Source organism: Mangrovicoccus algicola, assembly GCF_014903745.1.
Lineage (GTDB): Bacteria > Pseudomonadota > Alphaproteobacteria > Rhodobacterales > Rhodobacteraceae > Mangrovicoccus > Mangrovicoccus algicola.
The window spans coordinates 1-14,429 of sequence record NZ_JACVXA010000089.1; the positions used below are offsets into that span (position 1 = coordinate 1).

Genomic DNA, 14,429 nt, shown 5'->3' on the forward strand with positions numbered 1-14,429 from the left:
GTGCCGCGCGCGCCTGCGGCGGGGATGACCGCGGGCCCGGATCCGGCGGAGGGTCCGGCACCCGCGCTGCTGCCGCAGCTGGGACTGGGACCGGCGCATCCCGCGATTGCCGGTCCGCGAGAGGATCCCGCCCTTCCTGCCGGGGACGGCGCGCCCGGGGCGCCGCATCTTCCGGCCATGCCGCGTCCGCCCTCCGCGGCGCCCGCCCCCGCGGACCTGCCGGGGACGATGCCCCCGCTGCCGGAGAGGCCGTCCTCCGACGCGGCGGCGCTGCCCTCCGCGGGGCTGCGGGACCGGCCTGAAGCTGCGGCATTGGCGCCTCTGCCCCAGCCCTCCCGCGCCGCTGCCCCGCTGCCGCTGTCGCCGTCCCCCGGGGCGGCGGCGCTGATCCCCGGGCGGCTGGCCGGACAGGCGCCGCCGACCACCGGCGCTCCGCTTTTCGCGGTGATCCTGGTGGATCCGCAGCCGGGCGATCTTCCCCCCTGGGCGCGGTCCGTCGCGCTGGGGCCCGCGGGGCTGAAGGCCCCGCCCGGCGGGCGCGAGATCCTTGCCCTCCTGCCCGGGGGGACGGGGCGCGGCCAGCTGGCGGCGATGGCGCGGGATCTTGCCGCGCTGGACCGGCCCGGCCCGGTCCTGCTGTCGGGGGCCCCGCGGGAGGTGGCGGAGGTGCAGGCGCTTCTGGACCGGGCCGGGCTGGGGGCGGTGGGGGCCGTGCCGGGCCTTGCGCTGCCCGGATTGCGGCAGGTCCCGGCCTATCCGGAGGCGCCGCTGGAGCAGCGGCTGGCCCGCGCGGCGGTCCATGCCCGGCGCGAGGGCGCGGTGATGATCGCGGTGCCCGACAGCCTGCAGGCCCGGGCGGCAATCGGAGCCTTCCTCGAGGGGGCGGGGTCCGATCTGCGGCCCGCGACGGCGGGGCAGGCGCTGGCACGGCTGGCCGGGCCCTGAGCGGAACCGGCCGGTTGCGTCAGGAATTGCCGCTGGAGAACCGCCCGGCCTCGGCCGCGGCCTTGCGGATGGCCGCGGATTTGTTGACCGTTTCCTGCCACTCGGCTTCGGGATCGCTGTCATAGACGACGCCGCCCCCGGCCTGGATGTAGAGCCTCTCGTCCTTCACCACCGCCGTGCGCAGCGCGATGCACATGTCCATGTCGCCATTGGCGGCGAAATAGCCGACGCCCCCGGCATAGACGCCGCGCTTCTCCGGCTCCAGCTCGTCGATGATCTCCATCGCGCGGACCTTGGGCGCCCCCGAGACGGTGCCCGCGGGCATCCCCGCCAGCAGCGCCGACAGCGCGTCCTGGTCCTCGGCCAGCTCGCCCACCACGTTCGACACGATGTGCATGACGTGGGAATAGCGCTCGACAGTGAATTCCTCGGTCGGCCGCACCGTGCCGATCTTCGACACCCGCCCGGTATCGTTGCGCCCCAGATCCAGCAGCATCAGGTGCTCGGCCAGTTCCTTCTGGTCCGACAGCAGGTCCGCCTCCAGCGCGCGGTCCTCCTCGGGCGTGGCGCCGCGCGGCCTAGTGCCCGCGATCGGGCGGATGGTCACCTGGCGGCCGAAGACCCGCACGAGGATCTCGGGGCTGGCGCCCACCACCTGGAACCCGCCGAAATTGAAGAAGAACATGAAGGGCGAGGGGTTGGTCCGCCGCAGCGAGCGATAGAGCGCGAAGGGCGGCAGCGCGAAATCCTGGCTCCAGCGCTGCGAGGGCACGACCTGGAAAATGTCGCCCGCGGTAATGTAATCCTTCGCCTTGCGCACGGCCGCCATGTAGCCGTCCTTGGTGAAGTTCGACACCGGCTCCGCCTGCGGGGCGGCCTCGCCCAGGCCGCGGGTTTCGGTCACCGCCTGCCGGTCCAGATCGCGCAGCGCGTCCGACACCCGTTCGGCCGCCTGGGCATAGGCGGCGCGCGGGGACAGGCCCGACCCGGCCCAGGCGGGGGCGACGAGGATCACCTCGCCCTTCACGCCGTCCAGCACCGCGACGACCGAAGGGCGCATCAACCGCGCATCAGGCAGGCCCAGCGGGTCGGGATTGGCATTGGGCAGCCGCTCCACCAGCCGGATCATGTCATAGCCCAGATAGCCGAACAGACCGGCCGAGGCCGCGGGCAGGTCCTCGGGCATGTCGACCCGGGTCTCGGCGATCAGCGCCCGCAGGCTGTCCAGCGCGGGGCGCTCATCCTCGACCCAGGCGGTGTCGTCGAACCGCGCCTCGCGATTGATGCGGGCCTGCCCGCCATGGCATTCCCAGACCAGGTCGGGTTTCAGGCCGATCATGGAATAGCGCCCGCGCACCTCGCCGCCGGTGACGGATTCCAGCATGAAGCTGTCGCGCCCGGCCTGGGCCAGCTTCAGCATCAGCGAGACCGGCGTGTCCAGGTCGGCGGCCAGCCGGGCATAGACCAGCTGGGACCGCCCGGCCTCGTAGCCCGCGCGGAACGTGTCGAAATCAGGGGTGATCTGCATCGGAAACCTCAGCGCAGCGCGTTGTGGATCGCGGTCAGCGCGGTCTGGTTCAGGTCGAGCCCGTCCTTCTGGGTTTCCTCGCGGGCCAGCTGGTTGAGGATGTCGTCGGCCACGGCCATGGTGGTTTCCTGGCGCACCTGCTCCAGCGCGGCGCGGGCATCGGCGGTGGTCATGTCGGGCGGGGTGACGCCGTCCACGCGCAGCAGCCAGGCGCCTTCGGGGCCGGTCGCCACCGCGGTCTCTCCGGCCTCGAGATCATAGAGCGTCTGCAGGACCGGGCCGGGCAGGTCGAAGGCCGGGGCCTGGCGGGTCAGGCCGTCGCGGCTCTGCGGCTCCAGGCCAAGCGCGGCGAAATCCTCCCCGGCATCCAGGCGGCTCTTCAGCGTGTCGCCGAGCGCGGCCAGCGCGTCCGCGCGCTTCTGCGCGGCGGCCCCCTCTTCGGCCTCGGCGCGGACCTCCTCCAGCGGACGAAGCTCGGAGGGCAGAACCGCGTCGACGCGCAGCGCGAAGACCAGCCCGCTTTCGGTGGTGGTGATCTCGGGGAAATCGCCCTCGGTCGCGGCGGCGGCGGCATTCATGAACTCGGGCTGCGCGGCGGGATCATCGCTTGGCACGGTTTCGCCATCCCAAGTGACGGTGCCGGTCTGCATCGGCGTGTCGGCGGCCAGATCCTCCAGCGTGGCGCCCCCGGCCAGCTCGTCATCCAGCGGGTCGATCTCGCCGCGGATCAGCTCTGCCGCGCGGGCCAGGGCCATTTCCTCGCGCAGCTGCGGCAGCGCCTCCTCGAAGCTGGTCTCCTGCGCGGTCATGATCGCGTTGACGCGGAACAGCGCGGGGCCGACGGCACTCATCACCGGTCCGGCAATGCCGGTATCCTCCAGCGCGAACACCGCCTCGCCTGCCTCGGGGGTCAGCACGCCGCGCGTGATCGTGCCCAGGTCGACATCGCCCTCGGCCAGCCCGCGATCCGCGATCAGCGCGTCGAAACTGGTCTCTCCGGCCTCGATCGCCTCCAGGGCGGCCTGCGCCGCGTCCAGATCGGCAAATCCCAGCCGGTCGACCATGCGCCGCTCGGGGCGGCTGAATTCGGCGGAGCGCGCCTCGTAGCCCGCGCGCAGATCGGCGTCGCTCAGCTCCACCTGGTCCAGCATCATTTCCGCAGAGAGCCAGGCATAGGTGATCTGCTTGCGCTCGGGCAGGGTGAACTGGTCGGCATTGGCCTCGTACCAGGCCTGCACCTCCTCCTCGGTGGGCGCCTCGGGCTGCGCCTCGAGGAGCGTTTCGGGGATCGCCGCCCAGCTCACGCTGCGGGCCTCGCCGACATAGCCCAGCAGCGTCTCGCCATAGATGGCGGGCGGGGTCAGCCCGTTCAGCAGCGCCCGCTGCAGCAGGTCGGCGGCGGCCTCGCGGCGCACGCTTTCCTCGAACCCGGCGACGGTGCGGCCGGAGCGGTCGAGGATGTCGCGATAGGCGTCGCGGTCGAATTCGCCGTTCATCCCCTGGAAGGCAGGCACCTGCGCGATGCGGCGCGCCACCTCGGCATCGCCGACGGACAGATCGGCGCGGCGCGCGGTTTCCTGCAGCGCGGCGGTGGAGACGACCTGCTGCAGCACGGCCTGGGCCAGGCCCATCTGCTCGGCCTCGGCGAAGGTCATCGCCTCTCCGGTCTGCTGGGTCACCTGGTCCATGCGCTGGCGCAGCAGCCCGTGATAGGTGGCGGCGTCGATCGGCGTCTCGCCGACATTGCCGACGGAGCGGACCTGGGTGTTGAACCCGGTCACGCCATAGCCGCCTAGGCCCAGAAGCAGGACGCCCAGCAGCACGAGGACCAGGATGTTTGACAGTTTCGACTTGCCCTTGGGTTTGTCGGTTGTGTCGCGCTTGGCCATGCTGTGCTCCCCGGATGGACCTGTCGTGGCCGCGGGTCTAGCCGGATGGCCCGGGGCTCGCAAGCGCGAAGGGCAGACCGGCCAGGCGCCCGGCCAGCGCATCGATACCGGCCGCGTCGACATTGGCGAAGGCGATGCGCAGCTCGCGCGCGCCCCGGGCGCGGCCCGCGGGGCCGAAGAAGCTGCCGGGCAGCGCCAGCACCCCGGCCTCGTCCACCATGCGGCGGCACAGATCGGTGGCGTCGGTGGCGAAAGGATGTTCGAGATAGGCGAAATACGCCCCGATCCCGCGCAGCCGCCAGCCGGGCAGCCGCGTCATCGCCGCCTCCAGCGCGGCGCGGCGCGCGAGGATCTCGGCGCGTTCGGCGGCCAGCCAGCCGTCGAGGTTCTCCAGCCCCCACAAGGCGCCGATCTGGCCGGGCTGGGCCACGCAGATCACCATCGTGTCGAGGAATTTCTCGATCTCGGCGATCTGGCGGGGGGCGGCGAGGATGGCGCCGACGCGGTGGCCTGTCAGCCGGTAGGCCTTGGAGAAGGAATAGAGCTGGATCACCGTGTCGTCCCAGTCGGGATCGGCCAGCAGGTCATGCGGGCGGCCCCCGGCGGCGAGGAAGTCGCGATAGGTCTCGTCGATGATCAGCGCGATGCCGCGCGCCCGGCACAGGTCGCGGAACGCATCCAGCAGCGCGGGCGGATATTCCACGCCGCCGGGATTGTTGGGGCTGACCAGCACGATGGCGCGGGTGCGCGGGCCGATCAGCGCCGCCGCCTCCTCGGGATCGGGCAGCAGGTCGTCGCCGGTCTCCAGCGGCCGGGTGACGATGCCTGCCATGTCCAGCCACATCGCGTGGTTGAAATACCAGGGGCAGGGCAGGATCACCTCGTCGCCGGGGGCGGCCAGCGAGGCGATGGTGGCGCAGAAGGCCATGTTGCAGCCCGCGGTGATCGCCACATTCGCCGCGCCCGTGCGCGCCCCGTAGAGCCGCGCCACACGCGCCGCCAGCGCCTCGCGCAGCGGGTCGTTGCCCAGCACCGGCCCGTAGAGATGGGCGGATGTGTCCGACAGGATCGCCTCGGCCATCGCCTGGCGCAGGCCTTCGGGCGGGGCGGCGACCGGTGCGGCCTGGCTGACATTGATCAGGGGGCGGTCCGCCGGGAAGGTCCGGCCCTTCACCCAGGCGCGGGACTCGACGATGGGCGAGGCCATGCAGGCTTGCAGCGCGGGGGCGAGGGGCAGGGTCATGTCAGCTCACTTGCGGTAGGGTTCGACGTATTGCAGCGCCATGTCCCAGGGGAAGAAGATCCAGGTGTCCTGGCTGACCTCGGTGATGTAGCTGTCGACCTGCGGCTTGCCCTTGGGCTTGGCATAGACGGTGGCGAAATGCGCCTTGGGATAGAGGCTGCGGATCAGTTCCAGCGTCTTGCCCGAATCCACGAGGTCATCGACGACCAGGATGCCGGTGCCGTCGCCCATCAGCGCGTCATCGGGGGATTTCAGCACTTCGGCATCCGCCTGGGTCTGGTTGTCGTAGGATTTCACCGAGATCGTGTCGACGGTGCGGATGTCCAGTTCGCGCGCGACGATCATCGCGGGGGCCATGCCGCCGCGCGTGACGGCAACCACGGCGCGCCAGGCGCCGTCGCCCGGGCCCTGGCCGTCCAGCCGCCAGGCCAGCGCCCGGCTGTCGCGGTGGATCTGGTCCCAGCTGATGTGGAACCCCTTTTCATGGGGCAGGCGATCGGTCATGGCGGTCCCTTTCCTGTGGTCGTGTCAGTGGCGGCGCGGCAGGGGGGTCAGCTCAGCGCGAGCTTGACCCCGAACCCGGCCAGGAGCGTGCCGAAGACCCGCTCCACCCGTGTCTTGAGCCGCATGTAGACGGATCTGGCCCGCGGCAGCGAGAAGATCCGCGCCACCAGCAGGTTGCTGGCCAGTTCGTTCAGCGCGACGATGGCGAGGACGAGCGCCAGCCCAGCCAGCGGCGTCTCCGGCGGGACCAGCGTCACGAAGACCGCGCCGAAGAAGACGGCCGGTTTCGGATTCGTCAGCTGCAGGACCAGGCCGAAGCGCAGCGCCCGCGGCACGGACATGGCCGCGGCGGTGCCCTGCATCGCCAGCGGCGCGGAGGCATGGCGCCAGGTCATGAAGCCGACATAGACCAGGAAGGCCGCGCCGATCAGCTTCATCGCCACGAACAGCCCGGGCAGGATCTGGAACAGCACCGACAGCCCCAGAAGCGCCGCCGCCGCCCAGATGACGGCGCCGATCATGACGCCTGCGGCATAGGCCGCGGCCGTGCGCATGCCCTGGGACGCCGCGAGGCGCACCGTCATCAGGACCGCCGGACCCGGAGAGATCGCGGCGGCCAGATGGGTCAGGAAGACCGGCAGCAGCACGGCCGCGGAGATCATTTCTCGATATCCGGCGCGTCGACGGCCTTCATGCCGACGACATGGTAGCCCGCATCGACGTGATGCACCTCGCCGGTGACGGCGCGGCCCATGTCCGACAGAAGGTAGAGCGCGGAATTGCCGACCTCTTCCTGCGTCACGGTCCGGCGCAGCGGCGCGTTGTACTCGTTCCACTTCATGATGTAGCGGAAATCGCCGATCCCCGAGGCGGCCAGGGTCTTGATCGTGCCCGCCGAGATCGCGTTGACGCGGATGCCCTGCTTGCCCAGGTCCTCGGCCAGGTAGCGCACCGAGGCCTCCAGCGCCGCCTTGGCGATGCCCATGACGTTGTAATGCGGCATCACCTTCTCGGCGCCGTAATAGGTCATGGTCAGGCAGGACCCGCCATCGGTCATCAGCTTCTCGGCGCGCTGGCAGACGGAGGTGAAGGAATAGACCGAGATGTCCATCGTGGTGCGGAAATTCTCGGGGCTGGTATCGACATAGCGGCCGCGCAGCTCGCTCTTGTCGGAGAAGCCGATCGCATGGACGAGAAAGTCGATCTTGCCCCAGCGTTCCTCGAGCGCGGCGAAAAGCGCATCGATGGAGGCGGCATCCGACACGTCGCATTCATAGACCGCGTCCGAGCCGATGCTGGCGGCCAGGGGCGTGACGCGTTTTTTCAGGGCTTCCCCTTGATACGAAAAGGCAATCTCGGCCCCGGCGTCGGCGCAGGCCTTGGCAATGCCCCAGGCGATCGACTTGTCGTTGGCGACGCCCATGATGAGGCCCCGCTTGCCGGCCATGAGAGCTGTTGACATACTGGTTCTCCGACAGTCCTTGATTTCAGGTCCATTAGGCGATTGTGTAAACGGCATCAAGCACAGAGCCCCGGCATCCCCGGGATCTGTGCGCCGCGACCACAGGGGGTGGTGGCGCAGTCAGACGTGTATCGGGCGACGTGATGAGTGACAGGGACGGGAAATTCGCGGGGGACGACCCCTATGCGCTGATGCGCAGGTGGCTGGAGGATGCCTCCGCCAGCGAACCGAACGATCCCGACGCGATGTCGCTGGCGACCGTCGACCCGGAGGGTCTGCCCAATGTGCGCATCGTCCTTCTCAAGGCGATCGACGATGACGGGCTGGTCTTCTTCACGAATTACGAAAGCCGCAAGGGCCGGGAGATCGAGGCCGCGGGCAAGGCGGCGGTGGTGCTGCACTGGAAGAGCCTGCGCCGCCAGCTGCGCGCGCGCGGGACGGTGGAGCGTCTGCCTGCCGAGCGGTCGGATGCCTATTACCACAGCCGCGCGCTGCAGAGCCGCCTGGGGGCTTGGGCCTCGCGTCAGTCCGAGCCGCTGGCGTCGCGCGGTGCGCTGATGGCCGAGGTGGCGAAAGTGACCCTGTCGCGCGGCCCCAATCCGCCGCGTCCGCCGCATTGGGGGGGCTACAAGCTGCGCGCCAGCGAGATCGAATTCTGGGCGGACGGGGATTTCCGCCTTCACGACCGGTTCCGCTGGAGCCGGGACGGGGCGGAAGGGAGCTGGACGGTCACGCGCCTGAATCCCTGAAACAGGTTGGCGAAGGTAAGCTAAGTAAACAGAATAACGGATCTTTCTTCTTGCAACCTATCAGCGGGCTCTCCTAACGTGACAAGGGGGCGAGGTTTGGAGGAAGGTCATTTCGAGATGTACGTAAACCGCATGGACACAGATCAGGACGGTCAGATCGTTCAGGGCCATGTCAAATGGTTCGATCCCGGCAAGGGGTTCGGCTTTGTCGTGGCCGCGTCCGGTGGGGGCGACATCCTTCTGCACGCCAATGTGCTGCGCAATTTCGGCCAGAGTTCGGTCGCCGACGGGGCCGGGATCGAGGTGGTGGTGCTGGAAACGGCGCGCGGCCGCCAGGCGATCGAAGTGCTGAGGATAGAGCCGCCGGAAGCCGGCGACGAGGAAGAGAAGCCGTCCTTCCTCCCCGAGGGGATCACCCCCGAGGAGGCAGGGCCGCTGGAACCGGCAAGGGTGAAATGGTTCGACAAGACAAAGGGATTCGGCTTTGCCAATGCCTTCGGCAAGCAGGACGACATCTTCGTGCATATCGAGGTGCTGCGCCGTTCGGGCCTGGCGGATCTGCAGCCGGGCGAGGCGATCTGCGTCCGTGTCGTGGAGGGGCGGCGCGGGATGATGGCGGCCTCCGTCACCTCATGGGAATCCGCGCTGCACGAGCCGGAGATGCCCGGGGACGCGGCCGAAGACTGACGCTGGCGGTCGCGCTGCTGGCGGTCGTGCTGCCGGGGCTGGCGGCAGCCGCGGAATGCGCGGCGGAGCGCGTCGCGCTGAAGGGCGACTGGGGGCAGGCCGGGTTCAATGTGGAACTGGCGGTCGATCCGGCCGAGCGCAACCGCGGGCTCATGCACCGCGAGTCCATGCCCGCGAATGCCGGAATGCTGTTCGTCTTCGACCCGCCGCGCCGGGTCAGCTTCTGGATGCGCAACACGCTGATCCCGCTCGACATGATTTTCCTCGACCGCGCGGGCGTGGTGCGGCGCGTGCATGAAAACGCCGTGCCGCTGGACGAGACGCCGATCGATGGCGGGCCCGGCATCTTCGCGGTGCTGGAGATCAATGGCGGGCTGGCGCGCGAGATCGGCATCGTCCCGGGCAGCGAGATGCGGCACCCCGTCTTCGGATCCGGTGCCGCCTGGCCCTGCGGGAACTGAGGGCGATTGGGGCTTTCGCTCGGCCCCGAGCTGCGATAGGACGCGCAGATCGGGGCGTAGCTCAGCCTGGTAGAGCGTACGCTTTGGGTGCGTAAAGTCGCGAGTTCGAATCCCGCCGCCCCGACCACCCCATAGCCGCCGCCGCATCCCGTCTGCCCTGGCCGATCGCCTCGGCGACCCCCGCGGGAATGCGGCTGCCTGCCGCCGTGCCGACGCGTTCCGTGAAGGCGGCGCTTTCCATATGGCGGAAAAGCTTTTCCCGCCCGTGGCGCTGATCGCCCTTGCCATGTCACAGACTTGCACGAGCCTAAGGGCAGCAAGAGTCGACGGAACAGGAGGCGGTCATGGATCGTGTGCAGAGAAGCGGGTTGCAGGTCGACCCGGAGCTGGCAAGCTTCATCGAGACGGAGGCCCTGCCCGGGGTCGGCGTGACGGCAAAGGTGTTCTGGGACGCGCTGGCCGGACTGGTCGCCGAACAGGGGCCGAAGAACCGCGCGCTGCTGGAAACGCGCGAGCGGATGCAGGCGCAGATCGACGACTGGCACAAGGCCCGCAAGGGCCAGCCCCATGACGCCGCCGCCTATGAGGCCTTCCTGCGCGAGATCGGCTATCTGGTCGCCGAAGGGCCGGATTTCGCCATCGAGACCGCCGCGACCGATCCCGAGATCGCCGAGGTGCCGGGCCCGCAGCTGGTCGTGCCGATCATGAATGCGCGCTATGCGCTCAATGCCGCCAATGCCCGCTGGGGCAGCCTCTATGACGCGCTCTACGGCACCGACGCGATGGGATCCACGCCGCCCGCGGGCGGGTTCGACGCCGATCGCGGCGCCGAGGTCGTGGCCTGGGCCAAGGCGCATCTGGACCGCGTCGTGCCGCTGGCCGAAGGGGCCTGGGCCGATGTGACGGCGCTTGGCGTCGAGGGCACGCATCTGGTTCCGGCGCTGAAGGATCCCGCGCAATTCGCGGGCTATACCGGCGATATCGACGCGCCGGGTTCGATCCTGCTGCAGGTCAACGGGCTGCATATCCGCATCGTCATCGATCCCGAGAACCGCATCGGCCAGACCGATCCGGCGGGGATCTCGGACGTGATCCTGGAATCCGCGATGTCGACCATCATGGATTGCGAGGATTCCGTGGCCGCCGTCGACGGGCCGGACAAGGCGCTGGCCTATCGCAACTGGCTGGGGCTGATGAAGGGCGACCTGACCGAGGAGGTTTCCAAGGGCGGCACGAGCTTCACCCGCAGGCTCAACGGCGATATCAGCTATACCACCGCCAATGGCGAGGCGAAGCTGCTGAAGGGCCGCTCGCTGATGCTGGTGCGCAATGTCGGCCACCTGATGACCACGCCCGCGGTTCTGGACGGCGAGGGGCGCGAGATCGGCGAGGGCATCCTCGACGCGCTGTGCACCACGATGATTGCCATGCATGACCTGGCGCGCGACGGCGGCAATTCGGTCCATGGCTCGGTCTACGTGGTGAAACCCAAAATGCACGGGCCCGAGGAAGTCGCCTTCGCCGTCGAGATCTTCGACCGGGTGGAGACCGCGCTCGGCCTGCCCGCCAACACGGTGAAGCTGGGCATCATGGACGAGGAGCGCCGCACTTCGGTCAATCTCAAGGAATGCATCCGCGCCGCGAAATCGCGGGTGGCCTTCATCAACACGGGCTTCCTCGACCGGACCGGCGACGAGATCCATACCTCGATGGAGGCGGGCCCGATGCTGCCCAAGGGGCAGATGAAGAGCCAGCCCTGGATCCTGTCCTACGAGGACCGCAATGTCGATATCGGCCTGGCCTGCGGGCTGAAGGGGCGCGCGCAGATCGGCAAGGGCATGTGGGCCATGCCCGACCTGATGGCGGCGATGCTGGAGGCCAAGATCGGCCATCCGAAATCCGGCGCCACCTGCGCCTGGGTGCCGTCGCCCACCGCCGCGGTGCTGCATGCCACGCATTACCACCTGGTCGATGTCTTCGCCCGCCAGGACGAGATCGCGGCGGGCGGCGCCCGCGGATCGCTGGCCGATCTGATCACCATCCCGGTGATGGAGGGCGCGAACCTGTCCGACGCGGAAGTGACGGCCGAGATCGAGAACAACGCGCAGGGGATCCTGGGCTATGTGGTGCGCTGGGTCGATCAGGGCGTCGGCTGCTCCAAGGTGCCCGACATCAACGATGTGGGGCTGATGGAGGACCGCGCGACCTGCCGGATCTCCTCGCAGGCGCTGGCCAACTGGCTGCATCACGGGGTGATCGGCGCGGATCAGACCATGGCGGCGATGAAGCGGATGGCCGAAAAGGTCGATGCCCAGAATGCGGGCGATCCGGCCTATATCGCGATGGCGCCGGGCTTTGACACCGTCGCCTTCAAGGCGGCCTGCGACCTGGTCTTCGACGGCCGCGCCCAGCCCTCGGGCTATACCGAGCCGGTGCTGCATGCCCGCCGCCTGGAACTGAAAGCCGCAAGCTGAAGGACGAGACCATGACCGAGATTACCGAAGAACAGGCCCGCACGATCATCGATACCGCGCTGCAGACCGGCGCCGACAAGGGGTTCAAGCCGCTTTCCGTCGTGGTGCTGGATGCGGGGGGGCATGTGAAGGCCTTCCTGCGCCAGGACGGCGCCGCGCCGGGCCGCTTCGCCGTTGCCCATGGCAAGGCCTATGGCGCGGTGATGCTGGGGATGCCGGGCTCGGCCCAGATGGCCCGCGCGGAGTCCCAGGCCTATTTCATGTCGGCCGTCAACGGCGTCTTCGGCGGGGCGGTCGTGCCGGTGCCGGGCGGCGTGCTGGTCGAGGCGGATGGCCGGGTGATCGGCGCCGTGGGCATCACCGGCGATACCTCCGACAATGATGCCGAGGCCGCTCTGGCCGGGATCGCCGCGGCCGGGCTGACCGGCCGGGCCTGACCGGGGCCCCGCCAGGCCGGGGCGCCGCAACGCAATGCCACGGGAAGGGCACCGGGAGGGGCCGCGCGGATGCGCGGCCCCTTCCTCTGCCGGGGCCGGAGATGGCCCAAAATTTCCGCTTGCGCCTGCGGCACCGGGCCTGTGCGCGGCTGCACTCTCGACGCGGCCGGGCGCGGAGGCTATCTCGGAGACGAGGAAAGAGAGGTGTCATGTCGCGTCCAGTCGTCGGTATCATCGGGAACAGCCATCTGATCAACGATCAGTATCCGGCCCATGCCGGCGGGACGCATAATTCGCTGGCCGTGGCGGAGGTCTGCGCGGCGATGCCCCTGCTGGTTCCGGCCGATCCGCGGCTGGTGAGTGTCGGCGAACTGATGGATGCCTGCGACGGTTTCCTGTTCACCGGCGGCCGCCCGAACGTGCACCCGGCGGAATACGGCGAGGAGGCGACGGCGGCGCATGGCGAATTCGACCGCGCGCGCGACGCGATCGCGCTGCCGCTGATCCGCGCCTGCGTAGAGCGCGGCCAGCCGGTCCTGGGCATCTGCCGGGGCTTCCAGGAGGTGAATGTGGCGATGGGGGGCTCGCTGCATCCGGAAATCCGCGACCTGCCGGGACGGATGAACCACCGCATGCCCCCCGATGGCACGCTGGAGGAGAAGTTCGAGCCGCGCCATTATGTCGATTTCACCCCGGGCGGCGTGTTCCACCGGCTGATGGGGGCGCCGCGGGTGCTGACCAACACGCTGCACGGGCAGGGGATCAACCGGCCCGGGCCGCGCATCGTCGTCGATGGCCGGGCCGAGGACAGCACGCCGGAAGCGATCTATGTCCGCGACGCGCCGGGCTTCACCCTCTCGGTGCAGTGGCACCCGGAATGGAATGCCGGCAATGATCCGGTGTCGCGTCCGCTTTTCGAGGCTTTCGGCTGTGCCGTCCGCGACTGGGCGCGGTCCCGGGGGCGCCTGCCGCAGAAATCCGCCTGAGGACCGATGGCCGCCCCGCCCGCGGGGCGGGCCGGGGGATGCGGGCCTCGAACCCGCATCCCCCGGATGCAGGGCTGCGCCCCGCATGGGAGCAATCCCGGCCGGTCCCTGTCGCTGGATGCCCCCGAAGGGCGGACGGAGGCGTGGGCCGTCTTCTCGTCGGCCCGACGGGCGGGGATGGTATCCGGGTGTGGGCTCCGAAGATGCCCCGCCGGGGACCGGCGGCGCCGCAGGTCAGCCCGGTCCCCGGCGCGGGGCCTTCTGGCGAGCTTGCCGCCCCGCGATCCGGGTCTGGCCGCATGGCCGCGTCCATCCTTCGCGATTGGCTCATTGGCTCCATGCGCACCGGAGGCCCGCAAGGCGCGCCGCGGCTGCGCGGAGACTGGGCAGGGCCTGCCGAACCCGTTTCTGGGACAGGGCTGCCTGGCCTGCTCATGGCCGCCGGGGATGCCCGTTCAAGCACTGCCGATCCGGGCCCCGGTCCTCAGGAGGCACCGCACTGCCAGGCCGGGCGTGCAGAGATGGCGGAGGATCCTTCCTTCCCCCCGGCCGGGCGCCTTTGCGATGACGTCCGACCGATCCCCCGGCGGCGGGCCCCTCGCGGAGCCTCTCAGGCCGGAATTAAGCTTTTGCTCTTCGCATCCGACAGATGAAGAAGGGATTGCAAGCGATTGATTTGCGGGCTGCGGGTAACGTCCTGGTGGGGGCAAGGTTGTCCCGCCGCACCATGCGGTCGGGGGCCGCAATTCCCGCGGACGCGCGCTTTCGGCACGAACGGACCCGGTCGGGACATTCCGCGCCCGCGTACTTTGCGAGGCTCGACTGCGGACTGAGCCTCCCTGCAAGGCAGCGCGACCGGGCCGGATGGATTTCCGCGTGGAGCCTGCGCCGAAGCCCGGCAGGGATGGATGGCGGCGAAAGTCCCTCAAGGCCGCGACCTTGCTGCCCCTGTAAGCCCGATCCCTGCCATGATAGCGGAAACATCAGAGCCCGGCCCTATGTCCGGGCAAGGCTGAAGCATGGGAGAGGACTGTTTTGCGGGTTGGATTTTTGGTTGAGACTGT

At 69.6% G+C, this 14,429-nt stretch carries 12 protein-coding genes, 1 tRNA gene and 1 pseudogene; 8 read left to right on the top strand and 6 right to left on the bottom strand.

The features are described from left to right. Nucleotides 1-945, top strand: a pseudogene (locus ICN82_RS19400) (hypothetical protein); the annotation flags it as partial. A 19-nt stretch (nucleotides 946-964) separates the two neighbouring features. On the opposite strand, the gene trpE reads toward ICN82_RS19400, so the two are convergent. From trpE to fabI, 6 genes are read right to left on the bottom strand one after another with little or no spacing between them, the layout of a single operon-like run. After that, nucleotides 965-2,473, bottom strand: coding sequence for an anthranilate synthase component I (gene trpE, locus ICN82_RS19405; RefSeq protein WP_193186408.1), 1,509 nt, complete (start codon nucleotides 2,471-2,473; stop codon nucleotides 965-967). 8 nt (nucleotides 2,474-2,481) lie between these two features. Further along, complete coding sequence (locus tag ICN82_RS19410; RefSeq protein ID WP_193186411.1) at nucleotides 2,482-4,362, bottom strand: peptidyl-prolyl cis-trans isomerase; 1,881 nt, start codon at nucleotides 4,360-4,362, stop codon at nucleotides 2,482-2,484. A 37-nt stretch (nucleotides 4,363-4,399) separates the two neighbouring features. Beyond that, complete coding sequence (locus ICN82_RS19415; protein ID WP_193186414.1) at nucleotides 4,400-5,605, bottom strand: aminotransferase; 1,206 nt, start codon at nucleotides 5,603-5,605, stop codon at nucleotides 4,400-4,402. A gap of 6 nt (nucleotides 5,606-5,611) precedes the next feature. Then, nucleotides 5,612-6,109: a xanthine phosphoribosyltransferase gene (gene gpt / locus ICN82_RS19420; protein WP_193186419.1), complete on the bottom strand. Its 498-nt coding sequence runs from the start codon at nucleotides 6,107-6,109 to the stop codon at nucleotides 5,612-5,614. Nucleotides 6,110-6,156: 47 nt separating this feature from the next. Then, entirely contained in the window at nucleotides 6,157-6,771 is a 615-nt protein-coding gene (locus tag ICN82_RS19425; protein WP_193186421.1) for a LysE family translocator, read from the bottom strand. Next, nucleotides 6,768-7,571 carry an enoyl-ACP reductase FabI gene (fabI, locus tag ICN82_RS19430; protein WP_193186424.1) on the bottom strand — a complete coding sequence of 268 codons (804 nt, stop codon included), beginning with the start codon at nucleotides 7,569-7,571 and terminating at the stop codon, nucleotides 6,768-6,770. The genes ICN82_RS19425 and fabI overlap by 4 nt, the downstream gene beginning before the upstream one ends. A gap of 143 nt (nucleotides 7,572-7,714) precedes the next feature. Between fabI and pdxH the strand changes: the two genes are divergently transcribed. The 7 genes from pdxH (at nucleotide 7,715) to ICN82_RS19465 (ending at nucleotide 13,365) form a co-directional block, all read left to right on the top strand. Then, the gene (gene pdxH / locus ICN82_RS19435) at nucleotides 7,715-8,320 is read left to right on the top strand and encodes a pyridoxamine 5'-phosphate oxidase (protein WP_193186428.1); all 606 of its coding nucleotides are present in this window, start codon (nucleotides 7,715-7,717) and stop codon (nucleotides 8,318-8,320) included. A 132-nt stretch (nucleotides 8,321-8,452) separates the two neighbouring features. Next, nucleotides 8,453-9,007, top strand: a complete 555-nt coding sequence (locus tag ICN82_RS19440; RefSeq protein ID WP_193186430.1) for a cold-shock protein — start codon at nucleotides 8,453-8,455, stop codon at nucleotides 9,005-9,007. Beyond that, nucleotides 8,953-9,468, top strand: a complete 516-nt coding sequence (locus ICN82_RS19445; protein ID WP_193186433.1) for a DUF192 domain-containing protein — start codon at nucleotides 8,953-8,955, stop codon at nucleotides 9,466-9,468. Before ICN82_RS19440 ends, ICN82_RS19445 begins: the two co-directional genes overlap by 55 nt. A 50-nt stretch (nucleotides 9,469-9,518) precedes the next feature. Continuing rightward, nucleotides 9,519-9,595: transfer RNA gene (locus ICN82_RS19450), tRNA-Pro, on the top strand. Between the two features lie 217 nt (nucleotides 9,596-9,812). Further along, nucleotides 9,813-11,942, top strand: a complete 2,130-nt coding sequence (locus ICN82_RS19455) for a malate synthase G (protein ID WP_193186436.1) — start codon at nucleotides 9,813-9,815, stop codon at nucleotides 11,940-11,942. 11 nt (nucleotides 11,943-11,953) lie between these two features. Then, nucleotides 11,954-12,379: a GlcG/HbpS family heme-binding protein gene (locus ICN82_RS19460; RefSeq protein ID WP_193186439.1), complete on the top strand. Its 426-nt coding sequence runs from the start codon at nucleotides 11,954-11,956 to the stop codon at nucleotides 12,377-12,379. A gap of 209 nt (nucleotides 12,380-12,588) precedes the next feature. Beyond that, on the top strand, nucleotides 12,589-13,365 hold the full coding sequence (locus tag ICN82_RS19465; protein WP_193186442.1) for a gamma-glutamyl-gamma-aminobutyrate hydrolase family protein: 777 nt from the start codon (nucleotides 12,589-12,591) through the stop codon (nucleotides 13,363-13,365). Nucleotides 13,366-14,429 lie beyond the last annotated feature (1,064 nt).

Bases quoted from the DNA above. Each gene is read 5' to 3' on its own strand.
- trpE (WP_193186408.1), bottom strand. From the start codon at position 2,473: ATGCAGATCACCCCTGATTTCGACACGTTCCGCGCGGGCTACGAGGCC.
- ICN82_RS19410 (WP_193186411.1), bottom strand. From the start codon at position 4,362: ATGGCCAAGCGCGACACAACCGACAAACCCAAGGGCAAGTCGAAACTG.
- ICN82_RS19415 (WP_193186414.1), bottom strand. From the start codon at position 5,605: ATGACCCTGCCCCTCGCCCCCGCGCTGCAAGCCTGCATGGCCTCGCCC.
- gpt (WP_193186419.1), bottom strand. From the start codon at position 6,109: ATGACCGATCGCCTGCCCCATGAAAAGGGGTTCCACATCAGCTGGGAC.
- ICN82_RS19425 (WP_193186421.1), bottom strand. From the start codon at position 6,771: ATGATCTCCGCGGCCGTGCTGCTGCCGGTCTTCCTGACCCATCTGGCC.
- fabI (WP_193186424.1), bottom strand. From the start codon at position 7,571: ATGTCAACAGCTCTCATGGCCGGCAAGCGGGGCCTCATCATGGGCGTC.
- pdxH (WP_193186428.1), top strand. From the start codon at position 7,715: ATGAGTGACAGGGACGGGAAATTCGCGGGGGACGACCCCTATGCGCTG.
- ICN82_RS19440 (WP_193186430.1), top strand. From the start codon at position 8,453: ATGGACACAGATCAGGACGGTCAGATCGTTCAGGGCCATGTCAAATGG.
- ICN82_RS19445 (WP_193186433.1), top strand. From the start codon at position 8,953: ATGGGAATCCGCGCTGCACGAGCCGGAGATGCCCGGGGACGCGGCCGA.
- ICN82_RS19455 (WP_193186436.1), top strand. From the start codon at position 9,813: ATGGATCGTGTGCAGAGAAGCGGGTTGCAGGTCGACCCGGAGCTGGCA.
- ICN82_RS19460 (WP_193186439.1), top strand. From the start codon at position 11,954: ATGACCGAGATTACCGAAGAACAGGCCCGCACGATCATCGATACCGCG.
- ICN82_RS19465 (WP_193186442.1), top strand. From the start codon at position 12,589: ATGTCGCGTCCAGTCGTCGGTATCATCGGGAACAGCCATCTGATCAAC.